Origin of the sequence: Bowmanella dokdonensis (genome assembly GCF_017254865.1) — a bacterium.
GTDB lineage: Bacteria > Pseudomonadota > Gammaproteobacteria > Enterobacterales > Alteromonadaceae > Bowmanella > Bowmanella dokdonensis.
Genome location: NZ_JAFKCV010000004.1, coordinates 367733 through 394603 on the forward strand (window position 1 = coordinate 367733; position 26871 = coordinate 394603).

Annotated in this window: 24 protein-coding genes; 14 read left to right on the top strand and 10 right to left on the bottom strand. The window is 53.6% G+C overall.

Going from position 1 to position 26871, the window contains the following annotated elements:
- The first annotated feature begins 3 nt into the window (after positions 1-3).
- Positions 4-945 carry a M28 family peptidase gene (locus tag J0A66_RS09720; protein WP_206573603.1) on the top strand — a complete coding sequence of 314 codons (942 nt, stop codon included), beginning with the start codon at positions 4-6 and terminating at the stop codon, positions 943-945.
- On the opposite strand, the gene J0A66_RS09725 is transcribed toward J0A66_RS09720, so the two are convergent.
- Entirely contained in the window at positions 936-1838 is a 903-nt protein-coding gene (locus tag J0A66_RS09725; RefSeq protein ID WP_206573604.1) for a phospholipase A, read from the bottom strand. The two genes, J0A66_RS09720 and J0A66_RS09725, sit on opposite strands and share 10 nt — an antisense overlap.
- A 247-nt stretch (positions 1839-2085) precedes the next feature.
- Here J0A66_RS09725 and glnK point away from each other — a divergent pair, with 247 nt between their 5' ends.
- The 4 genes from glnK (at position 2086) to J0A66_RS09745 (ending at position 6724) form a co-directional block, all read left to right on the top strand.
- Positions 2086-2424: a P-II family nitrogen regulator gene (gene glnK, locus J0A66_RS09730; RefSeq protein ID WP_206573605.1), complete on the top strand. Its 339-nt coding sequence runs from the start codon at positions 2086-2088 to the stop codon at positions 2422-2424.
- A gap of 18 nt (positions 2425-2442) precedes the next feature.
- The gene (locus J0A66_RS09735; protein WP_206573606.1) at positions 2443-3711 is read left to right on the top strand and encodes an ammonium transporter; all 1269 of its coding nucleotides are present in this window, start codon (positions 2443-2445) and stop codon (positions 3709-3711) included.
- Between the two features lie 265 nt (positions 3712-3976).
- Entirely contained in the window at positions 3977-5665 is a 1689-nt protein-coding gene (ggt, locus tag J0A66_RS09740; RefSeq protein ID WP_206573607.1) for a gamma-glutamyltransferase, read from the top strand.
- Between the two features lie 138 nt (positions 5666-5803).
- Positions 5804-6724, top strand: a complete 921-nt coding sequence (locus J0A66_RS09745; RefSeq protein ID WP_206573608.1) for a Dyp-type peroxidase — start codon at positions 5804-5806, stop codon at positions 6722-6724.
- On the opposite strand, the gene J0A66_RS09750 is transcribed toward J0A66_RS09745, so the two are convergent.
- The 6 genes from J0A66_RS09750 to J0A66_RS09775 all read right to left on the bottom strand — a co-directional run bounded on the left by J0A66_RS09750 (position 6725) and on the right by J0A66_RS09775 (position 13067).
- Positions 6725-8347, bottom strand: coding sequence for an alkaline phosphatase family protein (locus tag J0A66_RS09750; RefSeq protein WP_206573609.1), 1623 nt, complete (start codon positions 8345-8347; stop codon positions 6725-6727). It lies immediately after the preceding gene.
- Between the two features lie 25 nt (positions 8348-8372).
- Positions 8373-9212: an isopenicillin N synthase family dioxygenase gene (locus J0A66_RS09755; RefSeq protein WP_206573610.1), complete on the bottom strand. Its 840-nt coding sequence runs from the start codon at positions 9210-9212 to the stop codon at positions 8373-8375.
- Between the two features lie 51 nt (positions 9213-9263).
- The gene (locus J0A66_RS09760; RefSeq protein ID WP_206573611.1) at positions 9264-10472 is read right to left on the bottom strand and encodes a NupC/NupG family nucleoside CNT transporter; all 1209 of its coding nucleotides are present in this window, start codon (positions 10470-10472) and stop codon (positions 9264-9266) included.
- A gap of 18 nt (positions 10473-10490) precedes the next feature.
- The gene (udk, locus tag J0A66_RS09765; RefSeq protein WP_206573612.1) at positions 10491-11114 is read right to left on the bottom strand and encodes a uridine kinase; all 624 of its coding nucleotides are present in this window, start codon (positions 11112-11114) and stop codon (positions 10491-10493) included.
- A 142-nt stretch (positions 11115-11256) separates the two neighbouring features.
- Positions 11257-12219: a hypothetical protein gene (locus J0A66_RS09770; RefSeq protein WP_206573613.1), complete on the bottom strand. Its 963-nt coding sequence runs from the start codon at positions 12217-12219 to the stop codon at positions 11257-11259.
- A complete protein-coding gene (locus J0A66_RS09775) occupies positions 12207-13067 on the bottom strand; it encodes a type 2 periplasmic-binding domain-containing protein (protein ID WP_206573614.1) in 861 nt (286 codons plus the stop codon). Before J0A66_RS09775 ends, J0A66_RS09770 begins: the two co-directional genes overlap by 13 nt.
- A 313-nt stretch (positions 13068-13380) precedes the next feature.
- Between J0A66_RS09775 and J0A66_RS09780 the strand changes: the two genes are divergently transcribed.
- Positions 13381-16512 (top strand): TonB-dependent receptor, encoded by a 3132-nt coding sequence (locus J0A66_RS09780; protein WP_206573615.1) that lies wholly within the window; start codon positions 13381-13383, stop codon positions 16510-16512.
- Positions 16513-16600: 88 nt separating this feature from the next.
- A complete protein-coding gene (locus J0A66_RS09785; RefSeq protein WP_206573616.1) occupies positions 16601-17767 on the top strand; it encodes an endonuclease/exonuclease/phosphatase family protein in 1167 nt (388 codons plus the stop codon).
- A 103-nt stretch (positions 17768-17870) separates the two neighbouring features.
- Here the strand turns inward: J0A66_RS09785 and argR are convergent, their stop codons facing one another.
- Positions 17871-18332 (bottom strand): transcriptional regulator ArgR, encoded by a 462-nt coding sequence (gene argR / locus J0A66_RS09790; RefSeq protein WP_206573617.1) that lies wholly within the window; start codon positions 18330-18332, stop codon positions 17871-17873.
- Between the two features lie 348 nt (positions 18333-18680).
- Here argR and mdh point away from each other — a divergent pair, with 348 nt between their 5' ends.
- Complete coding sequence (gene mdh, locus J0A66_RS09795; RefSeq protein ID WP_206573618.1) at positions 18681-19619, top strand: malate dehydrogenase; 939 nt, start codon at positions 18681-18683, stop codon at positions 19617-19619.
- A 40-nt stretch (positions 19620-19659) separates the two neighbouring features.
- Here mdh and J0A66_RS09800 read toward each other — a convergent pair whose 3' ends face one another.
- On the bottom strand, positions 19660-21108 hold the full coding sequence (locus J0A66_RS09800) for an amidohydrolase family protein (protein WP_206573619.1): 1449 nt from the start codon (positions 21106-21108) through the stop codon (positions 19660-19662).
- Between the two features lie 451 nt (positions 21109-21559).
- On the opposite strand from J0A66_RS09800, the gene J0A66_RS09805 reads away from it, so the two are divergent.
- Positions 21560-22477: a carbamate kinase gene (locus J0A66_RS09805; RefSeq protein ID WP_206573620.1), complete on the top strand. Its 918-nt coding sequence runs from the start codon at positions 21560-21562 to the stop codon at positions 22475-22477.
- Positions 22470-23213, top strand: a complete 744-nt coding sequence (locus J0A66_RS09810; RefSeq protein WP_206573621.1) for a cysteine hydrolase family protein — start codon at positions 22470-22472, stop codon at positions 23211-23213. The genes J0A66_RS09805 and J0A66_RS09810 overlap by 8 nt, the downstream gene beginning before the upstream one ends.
- 12 nt (positions 23214-23225) lie before the next feature.
- On the opposite strand, the gene ispB is transcribed toward J0A66_RS09810, so the two are convergent.
- Complete coding sequence (gene ispB, locus J0A66_RS09815; protein WP_206573622.1) at positions 23226-24197, bottom strand: octaprenyl diphosphate synthase; 972 nt, start codon at positions 24195-24197, stop codon at positions 23226-23228.
- Positions 24198-24439: 242 nt separating this feature from the next.
- On the opposite strand from ispB, the gene rplU reads away from it, so the two are divergent.
- The 4 genes from rplU (at position 24440) to folA (ending at position 26796) form a co-directional block, all read left to right on the top strand.
- Positions 24440-24751 (top strand): 50S ribosomal protein L21, encoded by a 312-nt coding sequence (gene rplU / locus J0A66_RS09820; RefSeq protein WP_206573623.1) that lies wholly within the window; start codon positions 24440-24442, stop codon positions 24749-24751.
- Between the two features lie 15 nt (positions 24752-24766).
- Positions 24767-25024 carry a 50S ribosomal protein L27 gene (gene rpmA, locus J0A66_RS09825; protein WP_206573624.1) on the top strand — a complete coding sequence of 86 codons (258 nt, stop codon included), beginning with the start codon at positions 24767-24769 and terminating at the stop codon, positions 25022-25024.
- A gap of 97 nt (positions 25025-25121) precedes the next feature.
- Positions 25122-26294, top strand: a complete 1173-nt coding sequence (cgtA, locus tag J0A66_RS09830) for an Obg family GTPase CgtA (RefSeq protein ID WP_206573625.1) — start codon at positions 25122-25124, stop codon at positions 26292-26294.
- A 7-nt stretch (positions 26295-26301) separates the two neighbouring features.
- Positions 26302-26796 (top strand): type 3 dihydrofolate reductase, encoded by a 495-nt coding sequence (gene folA / locus J0A66_RS09835; RefSeq protein WP_206573626.1) that lies wholly within the window; start codon positions 26302-26304, stop codon positions 26794-26796.
- Positions 26797-26871 lie beyond the last annotated feature (75 nt).

The following is a 26871-nucleotide window of genomic DNA, read 5'->3' on the forward strand; positions in this document are numbered from 1 at the left end:
ATGATGCGTTCTGGCCCACTGTTGGCGTTGTTGCTATGCCTGTCTTTTCAGGCCCAGCCTGAGGGGGATGAGAAGCAGGATGGTCCTTTTCTGACGCCTGACAGCTTGTGGCAAGATCTGACGGTACTGAGCAGCGACGAGATGGCGGGACGCAGAACCGGCCGACCGGGTTCACGTCTGGCCCAGAGCCATATTGCCGGACAGTTCGCCGGGGCCGGCCTGCAAAGCTTCAACGGGCAGTACTCCCTGCCGTTTCGCATCGACTCCACGTTATCCGATTTACAGGGCACCAATCTGGCGGGCTGGGTTGCCGGAACCGAAAAGGTGAGCCGGTACCTGGTGGTCACGGCCCATTATGATCATCTAGGTAAGAAAGGTCGGCGGATATACAACGGCGCAGACGACAATGCCTCGGGGGTGGCGGTGCTGCTGAGCCTGGCCCGGGCCATTGCGTCTCAACCGATGCGGCATTCAGTCATCTTCCTGGCCACTGACGCCGAAGAGCTGGGGCTCTATGGTGCTAAAGCCTTTCTGGACAATCCTCCGGTGCCGCTGCTGAACTTAGTCGCTAATCTCAATCTGGATATGCTGGCCCAGGGTGGACGGCGACAGCGCCTGTTCATCGGCGGAGCCAGGCATTATCCCCTGTTGCAGCCCGCCGTACAGCAGGCTTTGCAACAGGCGCCCCTGGAATTGGTTGAAGGTCATGACGGCATGAGCCGTGGCTACCAAAGTCGCAGCAGGATCAACTACCGGATTGCCAGCGACCATGCTGTATTTGCCGGACGTAGCATACCCTATCTGTTTCTCAGTGTTGCCGATCACCGGGACTACCACACCATCAATGACCGGATTGACAGGATAGACAGGGATTTTTTCGGCCGTGCTGCCCAAACCGCCCTGCTGGTCCTGCAGCAGATGGATAAGCTGGATTATCAGAAATAGGCCAGTTGTATGCCAAGGCTGATGCGCTTTTGGTGGCGGTTGTAATCAATCAGCGAATCGCCGTAACCGTTGAAGTATTGCAGCAGTATTTCGTACCTGTCGTTGATGGGATAGCTGAGGTTAAGTTCCACACTGCCTTTGTTGTCACTGGTCTTGAGATTGTTGCGCAGCAGGGTCATCAGCTTGAAGTTGCCAAAATAGGTGCCATAGCCAAACTCGAAATGCCCCAGGTAGTGCGTAATATCGGGGTTATCATCGCCACCCGGATCCAGCGGCTCGTCCTTGTTGTCCTCCTTGAAGCGATACCAGGCTTTAAGGAAATAAAATGAATCCTGATCGCTGAATAAGAGCGATGCATACAGACGGTTCCAGCTTCTTGAGCGTCTCTGATCCTGTCCGTTGGACTGATGAACCAGACCCAGTTGTGCCAGATTGAAACGAAATCCGAGCACACTCAGACGAGTCTGCCAGTTGTAAAAGACTTCCGGCTCGTAATTTGTCTCACGGAAGGGTTTGGACAGTTCATCGTTGTAGACCTGCCAGAGGGACATGGCAGTAAAGCCGAAGTACAGGCCTTCCAGGCCCTCGTTGATATCTGGCAGGTAAACGGGCATCTTGACGCTGATCTGGAACTTGGCCTCAATATCGTCAATGAGGCCCTGTGTGTTCGCGTAATCCTGATTGGGATTAGCCTGATAGCTGATCGGCAACAGATAGTTGAGTTTGTGCTGGGTGAAGGAGTAAGGATTCTGCAGGCTGCTGGTGTCGGCGTTGATGCGTCTGTCCACCAGGCTTGGAATCTTCTCTTCCACTACGGCCTCCTGTTGCGCCTGTGTTTGGGTACACCACAGAACAGCACAGCCAACCCAGGCCAGCAGGCATTGCCACCTCATCCTTTCTACTCCCTTGCCATAACTGCCTACAGGATGACAGATCTGTCCGATGCAAGGCAACGCCGTTACCAGCTTGCTCTATTTTGGTGCAGAGCTCTGGGTTGGCACGCTGTTGGTGCAGCAAATTGCGTCTCTTTCTGCCTATCTATTCGTAATGCATTGAATATTGTGGTTATTTTTAGATGGCACGGCTCTTGTTTGACATTCTGGGTCGACAGCAAGAATTAATCAAACCAGGAGCAACAAGATGAAATTAGTCAGTGCGATCATCAAGCCCTTCAAGCTTGATGATGTTCGTGAAGCGATTTCAGAAATAGGTATCGACGGGCTGACCGTGACTGAAGTCAAAGGTTTCGGCCGTCAGAAAGGTCATACCGAGCTGTATCGCGGTGCGGAGTACCAGGTGGATTTTCTGCCCAAGGTCAAGTTGGATATCGCCGTTCAGGACGACCATGTGGACCGCTTGGTGGAAGCCATTGTTGGCGCGGCCAAAACCGGCAAGATTGGCGATGGCAAAGTCTTTGTCTTCGATCTTGAACATGCGGTGCGGATCCGTACCGGCGAGACAGATAGCGACGCTATCTAACAGCACTAGGAGTCTGTAATGGAACAAACCTTTCACCTTCAGTATGCATTAGATACCTTCTACTTCCTGATTTGCGGCGCGTTGGTCATGTGGATGGCCGCCGGATTCGCCATGCTGGAAGCCGGCCTGGTGCGGGCCAAGAATACCACCGAGATCCTCACCAAGAACGTGGCCCTGTATGCCATTGCCTGCATTATGTACATGGTGTGTGGCTACGCCATCATGTATGACGGCGGCATTTTCCTGGCAGGTATTGCCGACGTGGATGTGGCCTCTACCCTGGGGGATTTCGCTGCCCGAGAGGATGGTTTCGAAGGCGGGGCAATTTATTCCGGTGCCTCAGATTTCTTCTTCCAGGTAGTATTTGTGGCAACCGCCATGAGCATTGTGTCGGGCGCAGTGGCCGAACGCATGAAGCTCTGGGCTTTCCTGATTTTCACCGTGGCGATGACCGGCTTTATCTATCCCATGGAAGGTAGCTGGACCTGGGGTGGTCAATCCGTATTCGGGCTGTATGTGCTGGGGGATCTGGGCTTCTCCGATTTCGCCGGATCAGGCATCGTACATATGGCCGGTGCGGCGGCGGCTCTGGCAGGCGTCTTATTGCTGGGTGCCCGTAAAGGCAAGTACACCAAGGATGGAAAAATCAATGCCATTCCTGGCGCCAACCTGCCACTGGCGACACTGGGGACCTTTATTCTGTGGATGGGCTGGTTTGGCTTTAACGGCGGCTCAGTACTGAAGCTGGGTGATATTGCCAACGCCAACTCGGTGGCCATGGTGTTCCTCAATACCAATGCCGCTGCCGCGGGAGGAGCGGTTGCGGCGCTGATCCTGGCCAAGATACTGTTCAAGAAGGCGGATCTGACCATGGCTCTTAACGGGGCCCTGGCCGGTCTGGTGGCGATTACGGCCGAACCCTCCACCCCCACGGCGTTACAGGCCACATTGTTCGGTGCCGTGGGTGGACTGATCGTGGTCATGTCAATCGTCGCCCTGGACAAGCTGAAAATTGATGACCCGGTGGGCGCCATCTCGGTGCATGGTACTGTCGGTCTGTTCGGCCTGCTGATTGTGCCACTGACCAATGAGGGGTCTACTTTCAGCGGGCAGATTATCGGTGCGGCCACCATTTTTGTCTGGGTTTTCGTCGCCAGTCTGGTGGTATGGGGCGTGCTCAAGGCCGTGATGGGTATCCGCGTCAGTGAGGAAGATGAATACCAGGGGCTGGATATGATCGATTGCGGTCTGGAGGCCTACCCTGATTTCACCGGCTCTCGTAAGTAAAACGACCGGCCGGCTGACCAACAAAAAACATTACAGGTCAGGCGGTGTAACCTGTTCTCGCAAGGGAACACACCAGTGCAGGACAATTGTCTGACAACTGGTGAGCTTTTCCACTGTGTCCTTTGCCCCGGCTCTGCCGGGGTTTTTTGTTTCCCTGAACGGCCGTAACCTGCCCTGGCAGGCCGTTCGCGCCGGGTCGACTTCCAAACACAGCAGCTTACAAGTAAGCTATCCTTATGATTCAATTAGTTAGCCGGTATCTGCAATGCGTTTATGTCATTTCTTCCTGGCCAGCCTCTGGCTGCTCAGTTTCCCATCCCTGTCTTATGACCGGATTACGGGTCTGCCCTTTGCCACGCGCTCTGAAGTCATTGCCCAGCAAGGGATGGCGGCGACCAGTCAGCCGCTGGCGACGCAGGTGGCACTGGATATCCTCAAACAGGGCGGCAATGCCGTCGATGCCGCTATTGCCGCCAATGCCATGCTGGGACTGGTGGAGCCGACGGGTAATGGGATTGGCGGCGATCTGTTCGCCATAGTCTGGGATGCCAAGAGCAAGCAGCTCTATGGTCTGAATGCGTCGGGGCGCTCACCCAAATCACTGACACTGGGTTACTTCAAAGAACACGGCATGGTCAGCATACCTTCTTACGGGCCTTTGCCTGTCTCCGTGCCGGGGGCCGTGGATGGCTGGTTTGAACTACATGGTAAGTTCGGCAGCCTGCCCATGACCAGTATTCTGGCGCCGACCATCCAATATGCCAAACAGGGTTTCCCGGTCAGTGAGCTGATTGCCTGGTATATGCAGCGCAGTGTGTCGAGATTGAGCCAGTATCCCGGCTTTAAGGAAACTTTTATGCCGGGGGGACAGGCACCGGTCAAGGGTCAGATTTTCAGAAATCCGGATTTGGCCAATACCCTGGAGAAAATAGCCACTGGTGGCCGTGACGCGTTCTATAAAGGGGATATTGCCCGCACCATTGCTGCCTATATGAAAGAGCAGGGTGGCTTTCTCAGCTACGAAGACCTGGCCAGTCATACCTCAGACTGGGTGGATCCGGTTTCCACCAATTACCGGGGCTATGATGTCTGGGAACTGCCACCTAATGGCCAGGGTATTGCAGCGCTGCAGATCCTGAATATTCTGGAGGGCTATGATATCCAGGGCATGGGATATGGTTCGGCTGAATATATTCATACTTTTGTCGAAGCGAAGAAGCTGGCCTTTGAGGACAGAGCAAAATACTACGCCGATCCGGCATTCAATGAGATCCCGGTGGACTGGCTGATTTCCAAGGAGTATGCCACGAAACGCCGGCAACTGATTGACCCCCGCAAGGCCGCCAAAACTTACGACGCCGGATTATACCAGGGGGATACCATCTATCTGACCACCGCCGACAAAGAGGGTAATATGGTGTCACTGATCCAGTCCAACTACCGGGGCATGGGCTCTGGTATGACGCCCACCGGACTTGGTTTTATTCTGCAGGACAGGGGGGAACTGTTTTCTCTCAAAGAAGGGCACTTTAATGTGTATGCACCAGGCAAGCGTCCTTTTCATACTATCATCCCCGCCTTTGTCACCAAGGATGGCCAACCCTGGCTGAGTTTTGGAGTAATGGGAGGCGGTACCCAGCCACAGATGCATGCGCAGATCGTGATTAATCTGGTCGATTTTGGCATGAACCTGCAGGAAGCGGGTGATGCACCGCGTATTTTGCACTCAGGTTCCAGCCAGCCCACTGACGAGAGGATGTCCGATGGTGGTTATGTCAGCCTCGAGAGTGGTTTCACCCCTCTGGTCAGAAGGCAACTGGTGCAGATGGGCCATACGCTGACCGATGTATCGGGAGCTTTCGGCGGCTATCAGGCGATTATGCGGGATCCACAAACTGGCGTATATTATGGCGCGTCGGAAAGCCGCAAGGATGGTCAGGCGGCTGGGTACTGACCAACAATGTTGAAGTGGAAGCGGAAGTTATCAGATGGCAGCTCTCACAATAGGCCTGATGATTAACCCGCTTATCTGTGGCTGAGAGTTAGACGAAGTTACCCTGAGTGACAACTGACAAAATCAACTAGGAATTGCATGTCGCAACCGCAAAAGGGCATTTGTGCCGAGCCCAATCTGCATGCTCTGTATCTGCTGTTTAACGTAGTCGATGAGGATACGGCCCAGTTGCGCATAAAGCTGGCAAAGATGCTGGATATTTTCGATCATTATGATCAGGAGCATTATGAGGCCATGGTTACCGGCGTGGTGGCCATAGGCAGTAACTACTGGCTGGAACTTTATCCTGGTCTGATCCCGCTGGAGCTGGCGCCTTTTCCGGATATCCACTGCGAAGATCGGCAGGCCCCGGCAGTGCCCTGCGATCTCTTTGTCCAGATCCGGGCCGATCGGGCGGATGTCTGCCATGCCGTGGGGTCGGAAATCTATGACCTCCTCAAGGATCAGGCCGAATTGGTGGAGCAGGTAAAGGGCTTTCGTTATCTGGAAGGACGTGATCTGACCGGCTTTATGGAAGGCTCGGACAATCCCCGGGGCATGAAGAAGTTGGCTGTTGCCATAGTGGGTGACGAAGATACGGATTTTGCCGGTGGCAGCTATCTGCATATACAGCGTTACCGGCATGACCTGGACAGGTGGAATCTGCTCAATATCGCCCAGCAGGAGGTGATCATGGGGCGAACCCGGGAAGAAGGCGTACCCTTTGCCTCAGAAGATGATTGTTCCAGCAGTCACTACCAGCGTTGCCGGGTATTGGACGAGCAGGGTAACCCTGTGCAGATCCTCACCCAGAATATGCCCTATGGCGATATGCAAAGCCAGGGACTGTTCACCGTCTCCTGCTCCAGAAGTCCAAAAGCCTTCAGCCGCATTCTGCAAAGTCGGATCCTGGGTGACCGGCTGGGCAATTATGACAAGCTGCTGGATTACACCAAGGCAGAAACGGGGGCGGCATTTTTCGCCCCCTCCATCCAGTTTCTTAAAAGAAACGGAGTCTAGTCACTTCAACACTTCAGTCAGTACCTGGCCGGTGGATTTGTCCGGGTAGCTGATTTTCATCAGGGCCGAGAGGGTGACGGCCAGATCCTCCGGGGATACCTGACGGTAAATGGTTCTGGGCTTGATCTGCCAGCCGGCGAAGAAGAGCGGCACATGGGTATCATATTTGTACGGTGAACCATGGGTGGCTGCCGAGTAGGCTTCCAGCATGGTAGAGGGTTGCTGGACCAATACCAGATTACCGGCCCGCTCGGGCACATAGGCATTCTGAACCTTGCGGGCAATAGGGTCAAAAGACCAGTCCTGGCTTGTCAGCTCGGTACGGGTAAATACCCGGGCCACACCTGGCAGATCCCTCGCGTGTTTGGCCACGGCGTTCTCCACCATTGTCATATCCAGCTTGTGCTGCTTAATCAGTTGCAGATCCAGATACAGGAAGGGTAACTGAACGTCCCGTACCAGTTTGCCGTCGATTTGGAACTGTTCAGCCAGAGCCTGATTGATGGCCACAAACTCTTTACCGGTATTGCCACGAAAACCAGCGAAGCCCATGGACTTCTTGTATTCCGGAATAGCATCCACGCCATGGTCTGCGGACAGGGCCAGCAGGACGTTGTCCAGGCCGATTTCCTTGTCGAGGAAATAGAAAAAGTCTGCCAGAGTGCTGTCCAGTTTAATCAGGTGATCTTCAGCTTCCAGGCTGTTGGGTCCGAACATGTGGCCTACGTAGTCATTCACCGAGAAACTGACAGACAGGTAATCGGTTACCTCATCCTTGCCCAGTTTGTGTTCTTTCACCAGTTGTCTGGCAAATTCGGCAGTAATCTGATCGCCAAAAGGGGTGTAGCTCAGCATACCGTAATAGGCGCTGTCGGCTTTGGCTGGCATCTGGTGAGGAAAGCCGCTGTTGAACCCCTTGGGCGGGATCTGAAAGGGGCGGTTGCCCGCATCGTTGCGGTAGCTGCTTTCTTCCCTGCTCAGCTCCCAGGCTTTGCCGGCAAAACTGTCCACATAACCTGACTGGTTGAAAGATACCGCATAAGCGGGCAGGTCATCGTAGTAGTAGCTGCTGGTGACCATCTGACCGGATTTCTTGTCAAGCCAGAAGGCTTTGCCAAAGTGGCCTCCGGTCAGTACCGCACCTCTGTCCTTGGTGGACACTGCATAGATCTTTGCCTGCCCGTTGGTGGAAAAATGCAGCTCATCGGAAAAGGTGGACGCCATCAGGTTAGCCGGCGAGGCGCTGTAGCCCTCAGCGCCGAGCAGGGTGGTGTCGGTATCGGATACGCAGTAAACCCCTTTGCCTGTTTGCCTGTCCATCCATTGGTTGGCCGCGATACCGTGCTGGGAGGGCAGAGCCCCGGTGGCCAGGGTTGCATGGCCCACGGCAGTCAGGGTGGTGGCGTGGCGATAATGGGCATTGGTGTAAAGGGTGCCCTGCTCGAGGAATCGGTTAAAGCCCTTGCGATTGCCCTTGTTGAGAAAGTGGTCCTGATACTTGTGCAGCACATCGCCCCGCAACTGATCCACGGTAATCTGTACGATGAGCTTGGGTTGTGCTGCAAGAGCCTGACTGCCGATAACAACGCAGAGTGCAAGGGAGCCGAACAGGGTTCTATTCATTGTTTTCATCCTTTGATATTCAGTCTCAGATAACACCCAGTTCACGCAGGCGCTCTTTAAGATAGCTGTCGGCCGTATGCCGATCTGACAATACGACGTCGGGCCTGGGATGCAGGAACAGCGGCAGTGAGATACGTGACTTCTTCTGATCGGTGCCCTGGGGGTTGATCACCCTGTGCGTCGTGGAAGGGAAGTAGCCCCCCGAGGCTTCCTGCAGCATGTCGCCGATATTAACGATCAGGTTGCCAAAGTCACAGGGTACGTCGATCCACTCCCCGGATTTACCTTTTACCTGCAGGCCGGGCTCATTTGCCGCCGGCAGGACGGTTAACAGGTTTATATCTTCGTGGGCTGCCGCACGTATGGCGCTTGGTTCCTCGTCGCCGGACAGGGGCGGGTAATGCAATACACGAAGCAGTGTCTGCTGGCTGTCCTTGATCATATGGGACAGAGGCTGGGAATACTTGTCGGCTACCTGGGCAGGCGAATGCTTCTCCACCCAGGACAGCAGGGTCGCGGCAAAATCCGTGGCTTGCTGGTAGTACTCTGCCAACTGCGGGCGTAAGGCTTCAGGACAGCGGCCCCAGGGATAGTAGTGGAAGTATTCCTTTATGTCCTTGACAGTAAAGCCTTTAGCGGTCTCTGAAACCGATGGCGGAAAGTAACCGTCCTGGGTTTCCTTGCTGAACAGAAAATCCTGTTTTTCCTCTGAGTCGAAGAAGGCCTGCCAACGCCTGTAAATATTATCCACCAGCGACTGCTGAATGGGATGGTTCTTCAACACGCCAAACCCTGTCTGGTGAAGAGACTCGACAAACGCCTGTTCGGCATTGGGGGCTAGGTAATCAACGGCGACTAATTTCATACTGGCACCTGTATAGCTAATTTCTCGATATAAACCTGTGTTTTAAGCCTGTCACAAAAACAGAAAAAATCCTGCGATGGCGGCGCTCATCAGATTGGCCAGGGACGCGGCCAGCACGGCGCGCAGACCCAGCTCGGCGATATCATGCCGGCGGCTGGGTGCCATGCCGCCCAACCCGCCCAGCAGAATGGCAATGGAACTGAGATTGGCGAAACCGCACAGGGCAAAGGTCACGATGGCCTGGGTACTGGCGCTGAGCTGTTCCTTGTGGCCGACAAAATCAAGGTAGGCGACAAATTCATTGACCACTACCTTTTGCCCGATAAAGCTGCCTGCCAGTCTGGCTTCTTCCCAGGGCACGCCAATGATGAAGGCCAAGGGCTGGAAGATGATGCCCAGAATCGCCTGCAGGGTCAGGTCGCCCTGGCCAAAAAAGCCACCCACCCAGCCGATAATGCCATTGAGCAAGGCAATAAGTGCCACGAATGCCAACAGCATGGCGCCAACATTCAGAGCCAGCTTCAGACCACTGGCGGCACCGGCTGCGGCGGCATCAATCACATTGACACTGCGCTCCTCAACATGAGCGAGATCCTCAAGGTCATTTTTAGGTGTCTCGGTTTCCGGCAGGATCAGCTTGGCCATCATCAGGCCGCCGGGCGCGGCCATAAAGCAGGCGGCAATCAGGTACTTGAGTTCCACGCCCAGACCGGCGTAGCCTGCCAGGACGGAACCCGCCACTGACGCCAGACCACCGACCATTACCGCAAACAGCTCCGAGCGGGTCATGGTGGGAATAAAAGGTTTGACCACCAGCGGCGCCTCGGTCTGACCCACAAAAATATTGGCGGTGGCCGACATGGCCTCCGGACGGCTGGTCTTCAGCAGGCGCTGAATGGCGCCGCCGATGAGACGAATCACCCAGGTCATGATGCCCAGGTAATAAAGCACAGCAATAAAGGAAGAGAAAAACACGATAATGGGCAGCACATGGATCGCAAACATAAAGCCATACTTCTGCTCCCCAAGGTCACCAAAGAGGAAGGCGATGCCCTCCCTGGCATAGAGAATGATCTGCGATACCGTACCTGAAATGGCCAGCAGCATGTCCTTGCCAAAGGGAATATACAAAACCAGGGCGCCCAGCGACAACTGCAGGGCAAAAGCGCCAAGGACGGTGCGCCAGTTAATGGCTCTGCGATTGGTGGAGAGCAGATAACCTATGCCAAGCAGCAGTAAAATCCCAATCATACTGACCATGGGTGTTCCTTCTTATTATTATTTCAGAACCTGCTGGATATGGGACTTCAGCACATCCAGCGCGATACGATTCTTGCCGCCCTGCGTCACTATGACATCCGCCGTAAAGCGGCTGGGGGCGACAAACTTGTGATACATGGGTTTGACCGTGGACTCGTACTGCTCGGTGATGGATTGCAGCGAGCGGCCGCGCTCCTGCAAGTCCCGGGTGATACGACGCAGCAGGCAGATATCCAGTGGCGTGTCGATAAACACTTTGATATCGAACAGGGGCAATAACTCCGGACTGGCCAGCAGCATGATGCCTTCCACTATGATCACAGAAGCCGGGGTAATGGGCTGTGTGTCAGGCAGTCGGGTATGGGTCTTGAAGCAATACTGGGGGTAATCGATGCTTTGCCCCTGTTTAAGTTCTTCCAGGTGCCGGATCAGCAGCTCATGCTCAAATGCCTTGGGGTGGTCATAATTGGTTTGCAGGCGATCTTCCATGGACAGGTGGGTCTGATCGCGATAGTAGTGATCCTCACAGAGCACACGGATATCCAGACCTTCGTCGAGAATTTCAGCTATCAGGGTTTGCGTGAACAGGGATTTTCCTGAACCTGAACCACCTGAAATGGCGATGATCCGCGTGTTTGGCATGGTGAGTAAAATCGGTCGCTGGCAAGTGAGGCAAGAGTACCAGCGAAACAGAAAAAAGCCAGTGACAGGCAAGGAAAGGGATTAATTAGCTTTACGTAAAGATATATCTTCTTGATTCAATTCAACACAGCCGGCTTAGTCGTTATTTACCGATAAATTCCAGTTCGGCCTGACGGATCTCCTCAAGGGCATAATTGTGCAATTTGGACCGTGAGCCCTCACCCTGTGCCTTGGGGGGATAGAATGGCGCTTTGAGCTCAGGCGCGTCCCGGAACACGTCGTCAAGAGCGGCGCGAATTTCACTGAGCATCTTATCCAGGTTGGTACTGAAATCCGGCCGCTTGCGGATTGTGTGGCCCAGTTCCATCAGCCGCGAAAAATAGCGGTTGGCCAGTTCCAGCAATTCGGAGGGAATGTTCTTGTTGTGGTTGAGGGCAGCATTTTGGTTATGCAGACAATATTCCAGCAGGGCCACATAAAAGCAGAACGGCTTGTTTGAGAGTTGTATCTGCCGTTCGTCAAGTCCGTTGGAAAGTGTCCGGTTACGCAGGTCGATAATCAGTTTGGGGAGGTTGTTGCCATGCTCGGCATGCTGGTGCTGAGATTGCTCCTCCACTGCAACCAGACGTTGTCTGATCAGAAAACCCAGCAGCAGCGCCGCCAGCAATGGAACCACTGATAAGGCCTGGGACAGTGGCAAGGCAGGGTGGAACAGGGTCAGTGCCAGCATCTGTCCGGGCGCCTGCATCTGATGGGTTACCTCAATGCCTGGCTGGTTATGCAGAATCTGCGGCGCATTGATGCCGGCAAGGTTCAGCACCCTAACCGGTTGTTGCCTGGCCTCGGCCTGCTGGTTCAGCTCGGCGAGGTATCGCTGCACGGCTTGTTCATCAGCCACTTTGTTCATTATGTCGTTTGGCAGTCTGAGCCAGGGAAGATCCAGGGCTATCCGCTTCTCCAACGCCTGCGCCACTGTCTGTGTATATTGCTGATGGGCTGATCTGGCCGCCAAAAAATACAGGGTCTGAAAAACCATATAGCTGGCCAGGATAAACAACCCAAGGGTCAGCCGGTTGTCGGCAACTAATTTGTTCAGGCCTGACATCTGGGCTCCGCGGTTAACTGGCTGAAATAGCTGGAATCCTGATCATGGGCTACCTGTATTAATGTCTGCTGGATAGCGCAGAACAGATCGATGTTGTTGGTTTCCATCTTCAGGTACCACTTGCTGCCACTGACCTGCTGCTCTATCGGCGTGATGTAGTTGCGGGACAAAATTGCCTCGTCCGAATCCTGCCAATAAGACGAGACGATATCCACACGGCCGGATGTGAGCAGGTTGCGCAGTTCCGAATGAGAGTTGGCGTAGGTAATCTGCATATTATCCAGGTTCAAATTCAGGGATTTGAACATCTGGATAGGAATAATATGGCCCGAGCGACTGGTAGGGTAATCCAGCAGGCCGATGCGCTTGTCCAGCAGGTATTCCTTACTGATCCTGGGCTGTTCGCGCATGGCGATCAGGTAGGCCGGATAATCCGGATAGGCGGCAACCACCCGATAGCCATAGGTGGACTCGCCTTTTACCGCTTCCATCAGGTTTTCCTTTACCAGGGCCAGGTCGGCAATGCCCTTACCCACATATTGCAGAACCTGATCCTCATTATGGTTCCAGACAGCGCGAACTTTGCCAAATTGCTTTGCGACTACTACATTGGCACAGAGTGATTTCGCCAGATTTTTCGCCACGGACTCGGCGCCGATAAACACCGTCAGGGCCGCCCTGTTGTTTTCTGCCTGGGTCTGACATTCAAAATATTGTTCAAGGATCGGACTGAAATCGATAACCTGTTCCGGTACGAGCTGCCGTCCCATCAACCACATCAGAGTGGCCAGCAATGCTGCCAGGCTGATCAGTGTGGTTTTGGACAGGGCGAATCGCGTTCGGGGCATGGATTTGCTTGGACCGACTTGAGTAATGGGGTGTATTTCAACAGCTAATCTTACTTGTTTCAATGGGTAAAATTATTTGTATGGCGTAACCCATTGAAAATAAAGGTATATGAACAAGAAGTTATGAATCTTGTTGAAGGCTTCCTATTTATGGCTGAGAAAGGACAATTTCAGTCGGGAAATTCGAGGGATGGGTAAACTTTAATCAAGTTCTGTTCGGGCCATAAGCAGTAGTACAAGCGTCCGTCAGAAATAAGTTTGCAATAAACTCTTACTAAACTGTGACTCGCACACTACAACCTAGGAAAGCACAATGTTTAATAAATCCAAGCTCAATCGCGTAGCCTTGGCCGTGGCTTTGTCAGTTGGCATGACAGCCAGCGTCATGGCTCAGGAAACCGCTTCTGATATTCGTGGTAGCATCACTGCGCAGTCGGGCCAGACTGTCTCAGGTGCTACGGTTACTATTACCGATAACCGTACCGGTTCTACCCGCGTCCTGACCACCAATGAAACAGGCTCTTTCAGCCTTCGTGGATTGCAGGTTGGTGGCCCCTACACTGTGACCGTTACAGACGAGTTGGGTTCAACCAAAGTTGAGAACCTGTTCCTGAAGTTGGGTGAAACCACCAGTTTGAACGTGCAACTGGAGCCCAAAGAAAACATCGAGACTATTTCTGTTACCGGTACTATCACCAACTCTAACTATGGTGCTACTGGTCCTGCTGCCAACTTTGATCTGGCAGCGCTTGAAGCGGCTCCGGCCATCAATCGTGATCTCAAAGACCTGATTCGTATTGACCCCCGTGTGTATATCGACGAAGGCTTCAATGATTCAGTACAGTGCGCTGGTGCCAACTCCCGCTTTAACAGCCTGACCGTTGATGGTATTCGTACCAACGATAACTTCGGTCTGAACAGTAACGGTTACCCCACCGTACGTATTCCTTTCTCTTATGACTCCATAGCCCAGGTATCAGTCGAACTGGCACCTTTCGATGTTCAGTACGGTGGCTTTACTGCCTGTAACATCAACGCTGTAACCAAATCCGGTGGCAATGAGTTTCACGGTGGTGCCTTCTTCGATTACACCAACGACTCACTACGTGGCGACAAGCTGGAAGGTGAAGATATCAACGTCGGTGCATTTAATGAGCGGCGTTACGGCTTCCATGTTGGCGGTGCCCTGATTGAAGATAAATTGTTCTTCTTCACCTCCTATGAAAAGCTGGAAGGTTCGGATCTGTTTGATCGTGGTCCGGCCGGCTCCAATGCTGCCGTTGAAGTACTGGGCTTCTCCGAAGCGCAGTATCAGGAAATTCTGGATATCGCCCGTAATCTCTACAACTACGAGCCAGGCCCGTTGGTCTCCAGCCTGCCGGTTGAAGATGAAAAGATCATGGCCAAACTGGATTGGAATATTAACGAATTCCACCGTGCCTCTTTGGTTTATAACTACAACGACGGTAACACCATCCGAGAATCGGACGGTGACTCTGACGAGTTTGAATACTCCAACCACTACTATGACCAAAGCGGTGAGTTTGAGTCTTATGTAGCCTCCTTGTACTCCGACTGGACGGATAACTTCTCAACTGAGTTACGTATCGGTACCTCTGACTTCGATGCCAATGTAATCCCGCTGGGCGGCACTGAGTTTGGTGAAGTGCAGATTCGAACCAGTAACAATGGTGCTCGCGCAACGGTTTATCTGGGTGCGGACGACTCCCGTCATGCCAACAAACTGACTTATTCCAACGACACCTTTAAGCTGGCCGGTACTTACCTGCTGGGCGACCACGTAATCACTGGTGGTTACGAGTACGAAAATCTGGACGTATTTAATCTGTTCGTCCAGGAAGCCGAAGGTGAGTATCGCTTCGACTCAATTGAAGACTTCCGCAATGGTACGCCAGAGCGGATCATCTACGAGAGCGCTGCGGGCACCAATGATCCTACCGATGGTGCGGCAGAGTTTTCTTACCAGATTCACACCGCCTATATCCAGGATGAGTACTATCATATCGACTGGGATGCCACCTTCACGTTCGGTATCCGTTATGACTGGTACACCAGCGACGACTACCCAATCGAAAACCCGCTGATTGAAGAAACCTATGGTTTCTCCAACGTACAGAATATGGATGGCAAGGACCTGATCCAGCCCCGCTTTGGCTTTAACATGATGGCCACTGACTCTTTGGAGCTGCGCGGTGGTTTCGGTCTGTACTCCGGTGGTAACCCTAACGTCTGGATTGGTAACAACTACCAGAATAACGGTATTATCCTTAAGGAGAATCAGGACCGTTCCGGTACTTCAGTATTTGATATGGACTTTACCGGCGAAGGTCGTCCTCTCTACGATATCCCGCAGGATTTGTATGATGCGGTGGCCAATGGTCAGGGTCGCAATGGCGGTATCAATGTGATGGATCCCAACTTTGACATCCCGTCAGAGTGGAAATATGCCCTGGGTCTGACTTACACCACAGCGGATGACTATGTGGTTATGGCCGATGTGCTGTACACGGATAAGAAAGACGCTGCCATTATCAGTGACTTGTCTCGAGAGCGTACTGGTGAACCGGCTCCTGATGGTCGTCCTATCTACATCAGCGCCAATGGTCGTTCCGAAGACTTTATGCTGACTAACGTTAAGGGTGATTCTGGTGAATCCACTATCTTCTCGGTGTCACTGAGCAAGTCTCATGACTTTGGTCTGGACTGGAGCCTGGCCTATGCCTACACCGAGTCCAAAGAAGTCAGCCCTATGACCAGCTCGGTGGCATTCTCCAACTACTTCAGCCCTGCTGTGTCTGATGCGGAGAATCCCGGTGTGTCTACTTCTGCTTACGAGATTCCGCATCGTTTTACTCTGCGTATGACCTACGAGCGTGAGTTCTTCGATGGTTATGCCACTCGTTTCAGCGTATTTGGTTCGGCTAACGAAGGGCGTCCTTACAGCTTTGTATTTGACGGTGACCCGGGCTTCGGCAGTACAGCTGGCTTTATCAGCCATAACCTGGTGTATATCCCGGAAGAGAATGATGCCAACGTAATCTATGCCGATGGTTTCGATAAGGCCGCATTCGATGCCTTTGTTGAGTCGCAGAATCTGGCCCGTGGCGAGATCATGGCTGCCAATAGTGTTAACAGCGATTGGTGGACCAAGTTCGATATCAAAGTTGAGCAGGAATTCCCCGGTTTCTACGAAGGTCACAAAGGTAAGGCCTTCCTGGTTATCGAAAACTTCGGCAACCTGTTGAACGATGATTGGGGTGTAATGTACGAAGCCAGCTTCCCTCGTCAACAGGCTATTGTTGATGCGTCCATTAACGACAATGGTCAGTACGTATTCGAAGAGTTCATTACCCCAGCGCTGCAAACCCGTGTGGCCGATGCCTCCTTGTGGGAAATTCGTGTCGGTGTGAAATACAGCTTCTAATCGCCCATGTTGGGATAGAATAAAAGCCGGCCTAGTGCCGGCTTTTCTTTTTATAGAAGCCCTGTTTGCAGATAACAAAGATAAGATAATGATTAAAAGACTTTTACCCTTACTGGTGATGATGTTGAGTGCCACAGTGCAGGCCGATATCCGAATTGCGACCTTTAATGTCAGTATGGAAGCGGAAAATTATGTGCCCCGCGACACACCTGTTTCCGGGCAGGAGCTGTTTGAACTGCTGGCACTGGGCGAACATCCGCAGATCCGCAATACCGCCGAGATTATCCAGCGGGTGCGGCCGGATATCCTGCTACTGAATGAATTTGACTACCATCCGGATCCTCAAAAAGGCATTGAGGCCTTTGTGAATAACTTTCTCAATGTCCCTCAACAGGGCGCAGAGCCTATCGATTATCCCTATTTCTACATCGCGCCGGTAAATACAGGAGTCGATTCAGGACTGGATTTGAACGGCGATGGGGTGGCCTCCGGCACTGAGAACGACGCTTTCGGATACGGTAAGTATCCGGGGCAGTACGGCATGGCGCTGCTGAGCAAATATCCCATCGATACAGAGAATGTGCGTACCTTTCAGGAATTTTTGTGGAAGGATATGCCCGGTAACCTGCTAGGTGCCATCAGGGATGAGCGGGACCAGCCTTGGTATTCACCTCAAGCTCAAGCCATATTGCGTTTGTCGTCCAAATCACATTGGGATGTGCCGGTGCAGGTAAATGGCAAGACAGTCCATGTATTGGCCAGTCATCCCACGCCGCCGGTATTCGACGGCCCTGAGGACAGAAACGGCAAACGTAACCATGACGAAGTGCGCTTCTGGGTGGATTATCTGTCCGGCCCTAAGCAATCTGCTTATCTGTATGACGACCAGGGCAGACAAGGGGGGGTTAAAGGACAGCGTTTTGTGATCCTGGGCGATCTGAATTCCTCCCTGGCCGAAGGCAACTCCATGAAGCAGGCCATTGTCGGCCTGCTGACCCACGACAAGGTCAATGGTCGTGTGGTGCCTACCAGCACCGGTGGAGCGGCCCACAGCCCGGATAATCCCCTGGGCGCCATGCATACCGCAGGATGGCGAATGCGGGCTGACTATGTGCTGCCCTCGGCAGATGGCTGGCAGGTCAGAAACAGCGGGGTATTCTGGCCTGCGGAGGACTCAGAGCTGTACAGACTGGTCAAAGACAGACGCAGTTCCTCTGATCATCGCCTAGTATGGGTGGATTTGGATCTAAAGTAACCAGTAACGGGTGACAAGTAACAACTGGTGATAAGTGATAGTTGAAAAAATAAACTTACTGTTCAAACTATAGCTATATCATGTTTCGTCACTCGTCACTCGCTTACACATTCTCAAACAACCGCTCGACCCGCTCGCGGGTGTCCTCGATACGGCTGACATCGGCCGGGGCGATAAAGATGGTATCGTCGCCGGCAATGGTGCCCAGTACCCCGTCCGATTTGCTCAGGGAGTCCAGCAGGCGGGCGATCAACTGGGCGGCGCCTGGGCTGGTGCGGATAATGACCATCACATTGTTGTGCACTATATCCAGTACCAGATGCTTAAGAGGGCTTTTGGCGGTGGGCATGCCCAGCTCTGGCGGCAGGCAGTAGACCATTTCGCCCAGGGCGTTACGGGTGCGAACCGCACCGAACTTACTGAGCATACGCGAGACTTTTGACTGGCTGATATTGTCAAACCCTTGTTCTTTCAGGGCTTCGACAATTTCTCCCTGAGAGCCAAAGTTTTCTGCTTTGAGGATTTCCTTGAAAGATTTGATCAGTTCGTCTTGTTTTCCGGCCATCTTTGTCCTGCCTGATAGTCTTTTGCGGTACTTTACCGCCCAATCGTGAGTAATACCAATAACTCTGGCCCCTTGATTGTTTTTTGCCCCCTTATCGCTATACCTTGGTAGTAGACAGACTGGACCCGGATCATTTTCTGGTTATGCTTACGCCAACGCGGTGCCGTCAGCTGACTTGCCACGCAGGCATGGAGCCAGTAGACTTTGGCCGCAAATTTCTGATCAATCCGGCGGCACAGCCGGAGCCCAAGGGAGTCGTCTTTCTCCCGATACGAATCTTTTTTAAGCATGCGGCGCGTACGGTTTGGCTGGTCGGCATGCCCATTTAACATTTCACAGGAGATCACAATGAAAGTAGCGGTATTAGGTGCTGCCGGCGGTATCGGTCAGGCCCTGTCTCTTTTACTTAAAACTCAACTGCCAGCAGGCTCAGAGCTTTCCCTGTATGACGTTGCACCTGTCGTCCCCGGTGTGGCCGTTGATCTGAGCCATATCCCTACCGATGTGAAAGTCAAAGGTTACGGCAAGGAAGACCTCAATTCTGCCCTGGAAGGCTGTGATATCGTCTTGATCCCAGCCGGTGTACCCCGTAAGCCGGGCATGGACCGCTCTGATCTTTTCAATATCAATGCCGGTATAGTGCGCAACCTGGTGGACGCCATTGCCGATACCTGTCCCAAGGCCTGTATCGGTGTGATCACCAACCCGGTCAACACCACGGTGGCCATAGCTGCAGAAGCCCTCAAAGCCAAGGGCGTGTATGACAAGAACAAGCTGTTCGGTGTCACCACCCTGGATGTGATTCGTGCCGAGACTTTTGTGGCCGAACTTAAGGGGCTGAATCCGGCCAATGTGCATGTGCCGGTTATCGGCGGCCATTCCGGCACCACCATCCTGCCCCTGCTGTCTCAGGTGGAAGGAGTGAGCTTCACCGATGACGAGATTTCCAGCCTGACGCACCGTATTCAGAATGCCGGTACCGAAGTGGTGGAAGCTAAGGCCGGTGGCGGCTCAGCCACCCTGTCCATGGGCCAGGCCGCAGCGCGTTTCTGCTTGTCGCTGGTGGCAGCCATGCGGGGCGAAAATGTGGTGGAGTACACTTATGTGGAAACCAACAGCGATGATGCCCGCTTCTTTGCCCATCCTGTGCGCCTGAGCGCTAATGGCGTGGAAGAAATCCTGCCCTACGGCAAACTGAGTGATTTCGAACAAAAAGCCAAACAGGATATGCTGGAAGGCCTGCGCGGCGATATCAAGCTGGGCGAAGAGTTCGTCAACAAAGCCTGAACCTCAGTCTGAAGTAAAAAACCGTCTGCGGACGGTTTTTTTAGCTCTGCCATTTAAGCAGGTTCAGAAATTCCCGCCGGGTCTTAGGGCCATAGGTCTGGAAATGGGGGGTGGGATGGTTGCGATACTCCTCCTTGTTCAGGGCAATCCTGTCCCGGCTCATCATCTGACTCACCTCATCAAGGCTTATCTGGTAAGGCTTGATGGCGTTAAGACCAAAAATGCGGGCTTTCAGGTCGCGGGTCAGAGCTGGGTAGCCGTACTGATCCTGAAAGGCCTGACTTATCTGGAAGGCCCGCATGGCCTGGATCTGATCCTGGGGTGAGCCGTACCAGATGGAATCGGTTCCCCACAAGACATTGTTCTCACCCACATATTTAAGCAACTTGCCGAGCAGGTGTGCGGCCTGATCCGGATGCCGCATCACATAACGCCAGGTAGAGCCCAATTCCGCATACACATTGGTATTGGGTGCAATCTGGTTTTCCAGTAGGGAGCGCACCAGGCTGTCCACTCCGGCGCGATTGCTGCCGGAGGCAAAGGCTCGCTCTTCAACGGCAGGATCGAACCCTGAATGGTAAATGATAAAGTTTACGTCCGGGTATCGTCTGGCCACAATGCCGATATCGCTGCAAAGACTGTGTTGGTAAGACTGCGCGCCAAACGGAATACCCTTGTGAATGCAGATATTCCGGATGCCCAGAGTGCGGGCTTTTTCGATAAAGGTCAGCCCCACATCGTCATGCAGGAAGAAGCCGTTACCCTCAGGGCCCCATTGGGTATAGGTTTTCCAGGCGCTGACCTGCCATTTCTCAGCCAATTCGTCCATCCCCTGTAAATCCCCGTCCTGGTTCGGGTTGACCCGTCCGTGCAGCAGCAGGCGGTGGTCGCCGTCCAGTTGCTCGATGATCTGTCTGGTCGCATCTGCCTCTTCAATGGTCAGGGGCTCTGCCTCGCGCCTGGAGGGCACAAAAGAGAGCACCATCATCTGTGTATCGCTGTCCAAAAAGACGTCTTTGATAAACTGCTCAGGGCCCAGACATTGCAGATAGGAGCGGTCTGTGGGCAGCTCCGCCAGCGGACAGTCTGCCCCGGGCATCGATGAAAATGGATTGGCATCTGCCGGGACCTGATGGAGCCATCGTCCCTTAGGGTCGACAAAATGCCCCTGGATATCGAAGATGAACTCCTCCCCCTTAAGGACGCTATCTGAAACCGTCTCCTCCATTGCGCTCTCTTTTGCCAGTTCGTAGAAGCCCCCAGTCTGACCAAAAGCCGCATTAACCTTGTTGGCGCACAACAGCGTGGTGGCCGCCGCACAACTGGTTTGCAGGAAGGTTCGTCTGTCCAGTCCCAGCTTACCGGCATTCAAGTTAAGACGGTGGCAGGCCAACTGGTTAACCTGTTTCTCCCTCAGGCTCAGGTGTGGAGGGCTGAACTCGCCGTTAGAGGTACTGTCCATCTTGATGGGGAGGGGCGCATTTTTCATCTGGGTGTACTGGCAAATAGACCAGTTTTTAAGCTAGCAGGGGATCGGCAAGCCTGCTGGGAAAAATAGCGGAAACTTGCGGACTCACTCATCCGGCTGGCGAATAAATGCCTGTGTCTATAATTAGGGCGTGTTTATCTTTCCTATTGACACTCTGCTGGAGGCCATTTTTTTGCCCAGCAAGGAAGAAGGAGTGCGGTTTAGTGGGCCTAAATAAGCGACTGATGACGCCGCTGGACGGAAAAATGGCCCCAGCCCGAAGGGTTGAGGCTAAAACCCCCTCACTCTGCGTTGCTCCCAACTTGTTTAGATGGCTAAACGGCGTTACTCGCGCCTTGATTGAGGAGTTTTTCGCTCTCAACAGAGGCCAATATGAAAGATAAACACGCCCTAGTTAGAGGAAAGGGCAAAGTTTCAGTTTTTTGCACTGGCAGGCATTAGGGAGAAAGGCATGAAGGTAGTTGTCGCCCTGGGGGGCAATGCATTGGCATCGACAAAGGAAGGTTCCGGCTTTGCCGGCCAGATACAGCAGATCAGGTATTCGGGCCGGATCCTGGGAGGTCTGGCCGGTCAGCATCAACTGATAGTGACCCATGGCAATGGACCGCAGATAGGTGTGCTTGCTGCCCAGGCACGGGAATCTGAGCAGGGTTCGCTACCCCTGGATGTGATCGGGGCCCAGACAGAGGGGATGCTGGGTTACCTGCTTGAGCAGGAACTGGTCAATCACCTGCCGGAAGACAGGATGACCGTATCCCTGATTACCATGGTTGAAGCCGACGCGGAGGATCCGGCCTTTGCACAACCCACCAAGCCTATCGGGGCCAAATACAGCGCCGAGCAGGGGGAAGCACTGGCGCAACGTGAAGGTTGGCAGTTTCGTAAGTCGCCGGACGGATGGCAAAGACTGGTTCCCTCGCCAAAAGCCATGAAAATCTTTCAGATCCCGGCTATTAAAGTGTTGCTCGCACGGGGCGCCCTAGTGATTTGTTCGGGTGGGGGCGGCATTCCCATGATCAACAAGAACAACCGTTACCAGGGAGTAGAAGCAGTGGTGGATAAGGACGATACCAGTGCCTTGCTGGCCACTGAACTGGATGCGGATGTGCTGGTACTGGCCACCGATGTGGATGGAGTATATGAGAACTGGTCTTCACAGAATCCCAGCAAAATAACCGCAACCACCCCTGATGAGCTGGAGCAACACGAATTTGAAGCGGGCAGTATGGCCCCCAAGGTCGAGGCGGCCTGCCGTTTCGTCAGGCATAGAGGCGGCAGAGCCTGTATAGGCGCTCTGGACGATCTGCAAAGTCTGGTGGCCGGCCAGGCGGGGACACAGATTCTACAAGCGGCGGGTTCAAATGCGTAAAGCCAATCTGCCCGGCAGCCACAATCATCCCCTCAGGGCCTATGAGCCGAGGCCAAGGATGCCGGACGAGCATCCCACCCCCCAATCCAGTTGCGTACGCAGAGCGGCACTGGTGTGCATTGATCTGCAGTATCTGGGGGCCAGCGAAGGCCACGGACTGTTTGAAAACCACAAGGAGTCCGGGGTATCCGAACAGGCCATACAGTATTACCTGGACAGAGTAGAGAATACCGTGGTGCCCAATACGGCCAGGCTACAGAAAAAATCCCGCCAACTGAGCCTGGAGGTAATACACTCACGAATCCAGAGCCTGACCCGGGACGGCCGCGATCGCAGCCCGGAACACAAAAGGCTGGGCGTGCATGCCCCACCTGGCTCCGAATTGGCCGAGTTCCTTCCCGGAGTAGCTCCAGAGGGTGATGAGATCATTATCAACAAAACCGCCAGTGGCCTGTTTACTTCGACCAACCTGCATTATGTGCTGCACAACCTGGCCATTACCGACCTCTACATAACCGGGGTCTACACCAATGAATGCGTCAGCAGTGCAGTAAGAGGAGCAGCCGATCTGGGTTACGAGGTCACCCTGGTCTCGGATGCCACAGCTGCCATCACCCCGGAACTGCACAGGGCGACCATTCTGACCACCAAGGGACGTTATGCCAACGTCAAGACGACCACAGAGGTGCTCAAAGAGCTTGAAACCTTTGGTGAATCGGCCGAGGCAACCGGTTAGACAGGAAGCGGATTACGCCACTCTTTCAACCGACAGCCTGGCCAGCGCAGCCAGTGCCTGCTTGAAGGGCGAGTCCGGCACAGGAGCCAGGGCTTCCACGGCTCGTTGAGCTGCCTGCAAAGCCTTGTCGCGGGTATACTGCAGTGCGCCGGTTTCCTCCATGGCCTGCAAAATTGTGGCAAGGTGCTGCAGACCATCACCTTTTTCTATGGCGCTGCGAATCATCGCCTGTTGTTCGGCCGAACCCTTCCACATGGCATACAGCAAGGGCAGGGTGGGTTTTCCCTCGGCCAGGTCGTCGCCGACATTCTTGCCCATCTCTGCGCTGTCTGCCGCATAGTCTAGAATATCGTCCACCAGTTGGAATGCCGTGCCCAGATATTTGCCGTAGTCCTGCATGGCCAGCTCAATCTCCTGCGGCTGGTCGGTCAGTACCGCAGCAAGTTGGGTGGCGGCTTCAAACAGACGTGCGGTCTTGCTGTAAATCACCTGCAGGTAACGTTGTTCGGAGGTATCGGGATCGTTGCAATTCATCAGTTGCAATACCTCTCCTTCAGCGATGACATTGGTGGCATCGGACAATATTTCCATCACCCGCATACGGCCGAGACTGACCATCATCTGGAAGGACCGGGTGTACAGAAAATCTCCCACCAGCACGCTGGCCTGGTTGCCGAACAGCTCATTGGCGGTTTCACGGCCCCGGCGCATGGTAGACTCGTCCACCACATCGTCATGCAGCAGGGTGGCGGTATGAATGAATTCGATGATGGCCGCCAGGGTATGATGATCCCGGTTGTCTATGCCCAGCGTTCTTGCCGCCAGCACACAGATAAGCGGACGGATCCGTTTGCCGCCGCTGTTGACTATATAAAAACCAAGCTGGTTGATCAGGACCACATCGGAGCTGACCTGTTGTTGAATCAACTGGTTGACGGCCTGCATGTCGTCGTCGGCTAACTGGCGAATCTGTTCAATATCCATTGGCTCAGGGGTACTTCTTTGGCTGGATTGACGGGATTTTTGCAGGCATTTTTGCAGAAATTGCCCAAGGGTTCCAGTGAACTTGACCGGCCATTGAGGTAAACTCGGCAGGCCGCGCCACAGGCTGTGTCAGCGCCTAAATTTCTTCATTTTATCTATTGCGGCTTCTGCACACTTCACGTACAATTCGCGCCCTGTTTTAGAATTGTGGCGTCAAGCAGACGCAAAGAGCGGAGTTAAGTATGTACGCGGTTTTCCAAAGTGGTGGTAAACAACACCGTGTGGCTGAAGGCCAAACCGTTCGTCTCGAAAAGATCGAAGTTGCACCGGGCGAAACTGTCGAATTCGACAATATTCTCATGGTCAGCAACGGTGACGATATCAAAATCGGCACACCTTACGTAGACGGTGGTAAAATCAAAGCGGAAGTGGTTACTCACGGTCGTGGCGACAAGATCAAAATTGTCAAGTTCCGTCGTCGTAAGCATTCACGCAAGCAGATGGGCCACCGTCAGTGGTTCACTGAAGTGAAAATCACCAGTATCAGCGCTTAAGAGGAGTACTGAAAGATGGCACACAAAAAGGCGGGTGGTAGTACTCGTAACGGTCGTGACTCAGAAAGCAAACGCCTGGGTGTAAAACGCTTCGGTGGTGAGTCTGTATTGGCTGGCAGCATTATCGTTCGTCAGCGTGGCACCAAGTTCCATGCTGGCAACAATGTAGGTCTGGGCAAGGATCACACTCTGTTCGCTTTGTCTGATGGCAAGGTACAGTTCGAAGTGAAAGGTCCTCAGAACCGCAAGTTTGTGAGCATTGTCGCTGAGTAATCAGCCTTCTCACTACTTGAAAAGCCCCGCTTCTGCGGGGCTTTTTGTTATCAGCAGCTCTGCTAAAGTAAGCATAGTTCCCCAATGAGGTTGCGTAATGAAATTCGTAGATGAAGCCGAAATCCGGGTAGAAGCCGGTGACGGTGGCAACGGCGTGGTAGGTTTCCGCCGCGAAAAATATGTGCCAAAAGGTGGTCCTGACGGCGGCGATGGCGGTGACGGCGGCAGCGTGTATCTGATTGCCGATGAAAACCTCAATACCCTCATCGACTATCGCTTCGAGCGAATTCATCGTGCCGAAAGGGGACAGAATGGCCAGGGTGGTAACTGTACTGGCAAAGCAGGATCCGATCTGGTGCTGAGCGTGCCGGTGGGAACCAGGGCATCGGATGTGGACACCGGAGAAGTGCTGGGCGACCTTACACGGCACGGAAAGCGCCTGATGGTGGCCAAGGGCGGATTTCACGGGCTGGGCAATGCCAGGTTTAAGAGCAGCACCAATCGTGCGCCCAGACAGAAAACCAACGGCACACCTGGCGATGTGCGCAATCTCAAACTGGAACTGATGCTGCTGGCCGACGTGGGCCTGCTGGGCATGCCCAATGCTGGTAAGTCGACTTTTATCCGGGCCGTTTCAGCCGCCAAGCCCAAGGTGGCGGACTATCCGTTTACCACGCTGGTGCCCAACCTGGGCGTTGTGCGGGTGGACGCCCAGCGCAGCTTTGTCATCGCCGACATTCCCGGTCTTATAGAAGGCGCCGCCGAAGGGGCCGGGCTGGGAATCCGCTTCCTCAAGCATCTGGAACGGTGTCGCATATTACTGCATCTGGTGGATATCCTGCCGGTCGATGGGTCGGATCCGGCTCAGAACGCCAGAGCCATAGTCGGCGAGTTGGAGCAATACAATCCAAAACTGGCTGCCAAGCCACGCTGGCTGGTCTTTAACAAGACAGATCTGGTCTTGCCGGAAGAGTGCGAAGAAATTACCCGGCGTATTATTGAGGAGCTGGACTGGCAGGAACCGTATTTCTGTATTTCTGCCATCAGCGCAGAAGGCACCAGCAAGGTCTGTCAGGACGTGATGGGATTTATCGAATCCCTGCCGGCAGAAGATGACAATACACCGGAAATACCCTCCGAGTTCAAATGGGACACCTACCAAAAGGAACAGTCTGAAGACTACGGTGAAGACGACTGGGATGATGATCTGGACGATGAGGATGATGAGGACGACGACGAGTCTGATGTGGAAGTCATCTACAAGAGGTAAGGAAAGGATGCGTATATCGATGATTGTGGCCATGGCCATGAACCGGATTATCGGGGCGGGCAATCAAATGCCCTGGCACCTGCCGGCGGACCTGAAACATTTCAAGCAGGTCACACTCGGTAAGCCGGTGGTAATGGGTCGTAAAACCTTTGAGTCCATTGGCCGGCCCTTACCGGGCAGAACCAATATTGTGATCACCCGGGATGCCAGTTTCCGGGCGTCAGGGATTGAGATCGTCACCAGCCCGGAGGAAGCGCTGGACCTGGCCGAGGAGCTGGGAGTCGAAGAACTGATGATTATTGGCGGGGGAGCCATCTACCGGCATTTCCTGCCACTTTGTGAGCGCCTGTACCTGACAGAAATCAAGCTGGATGTGGAAGGTGACACCCGCTTTCCAGATTACCGGGCTGAAGGTCGCTGGAAGCTCCTCGAGGAGCAGCATTACCAGGCCGACAGTGCCAATCCCTATCCCATGGTATTTAAGACATTACAACGGGCCTGATACCAATTGGTATAAAGCCCGTTTAAAGCAAAAAGCGCGGTAGGATTACCGCGCTTTTTTGTTATTAAAGGAAGG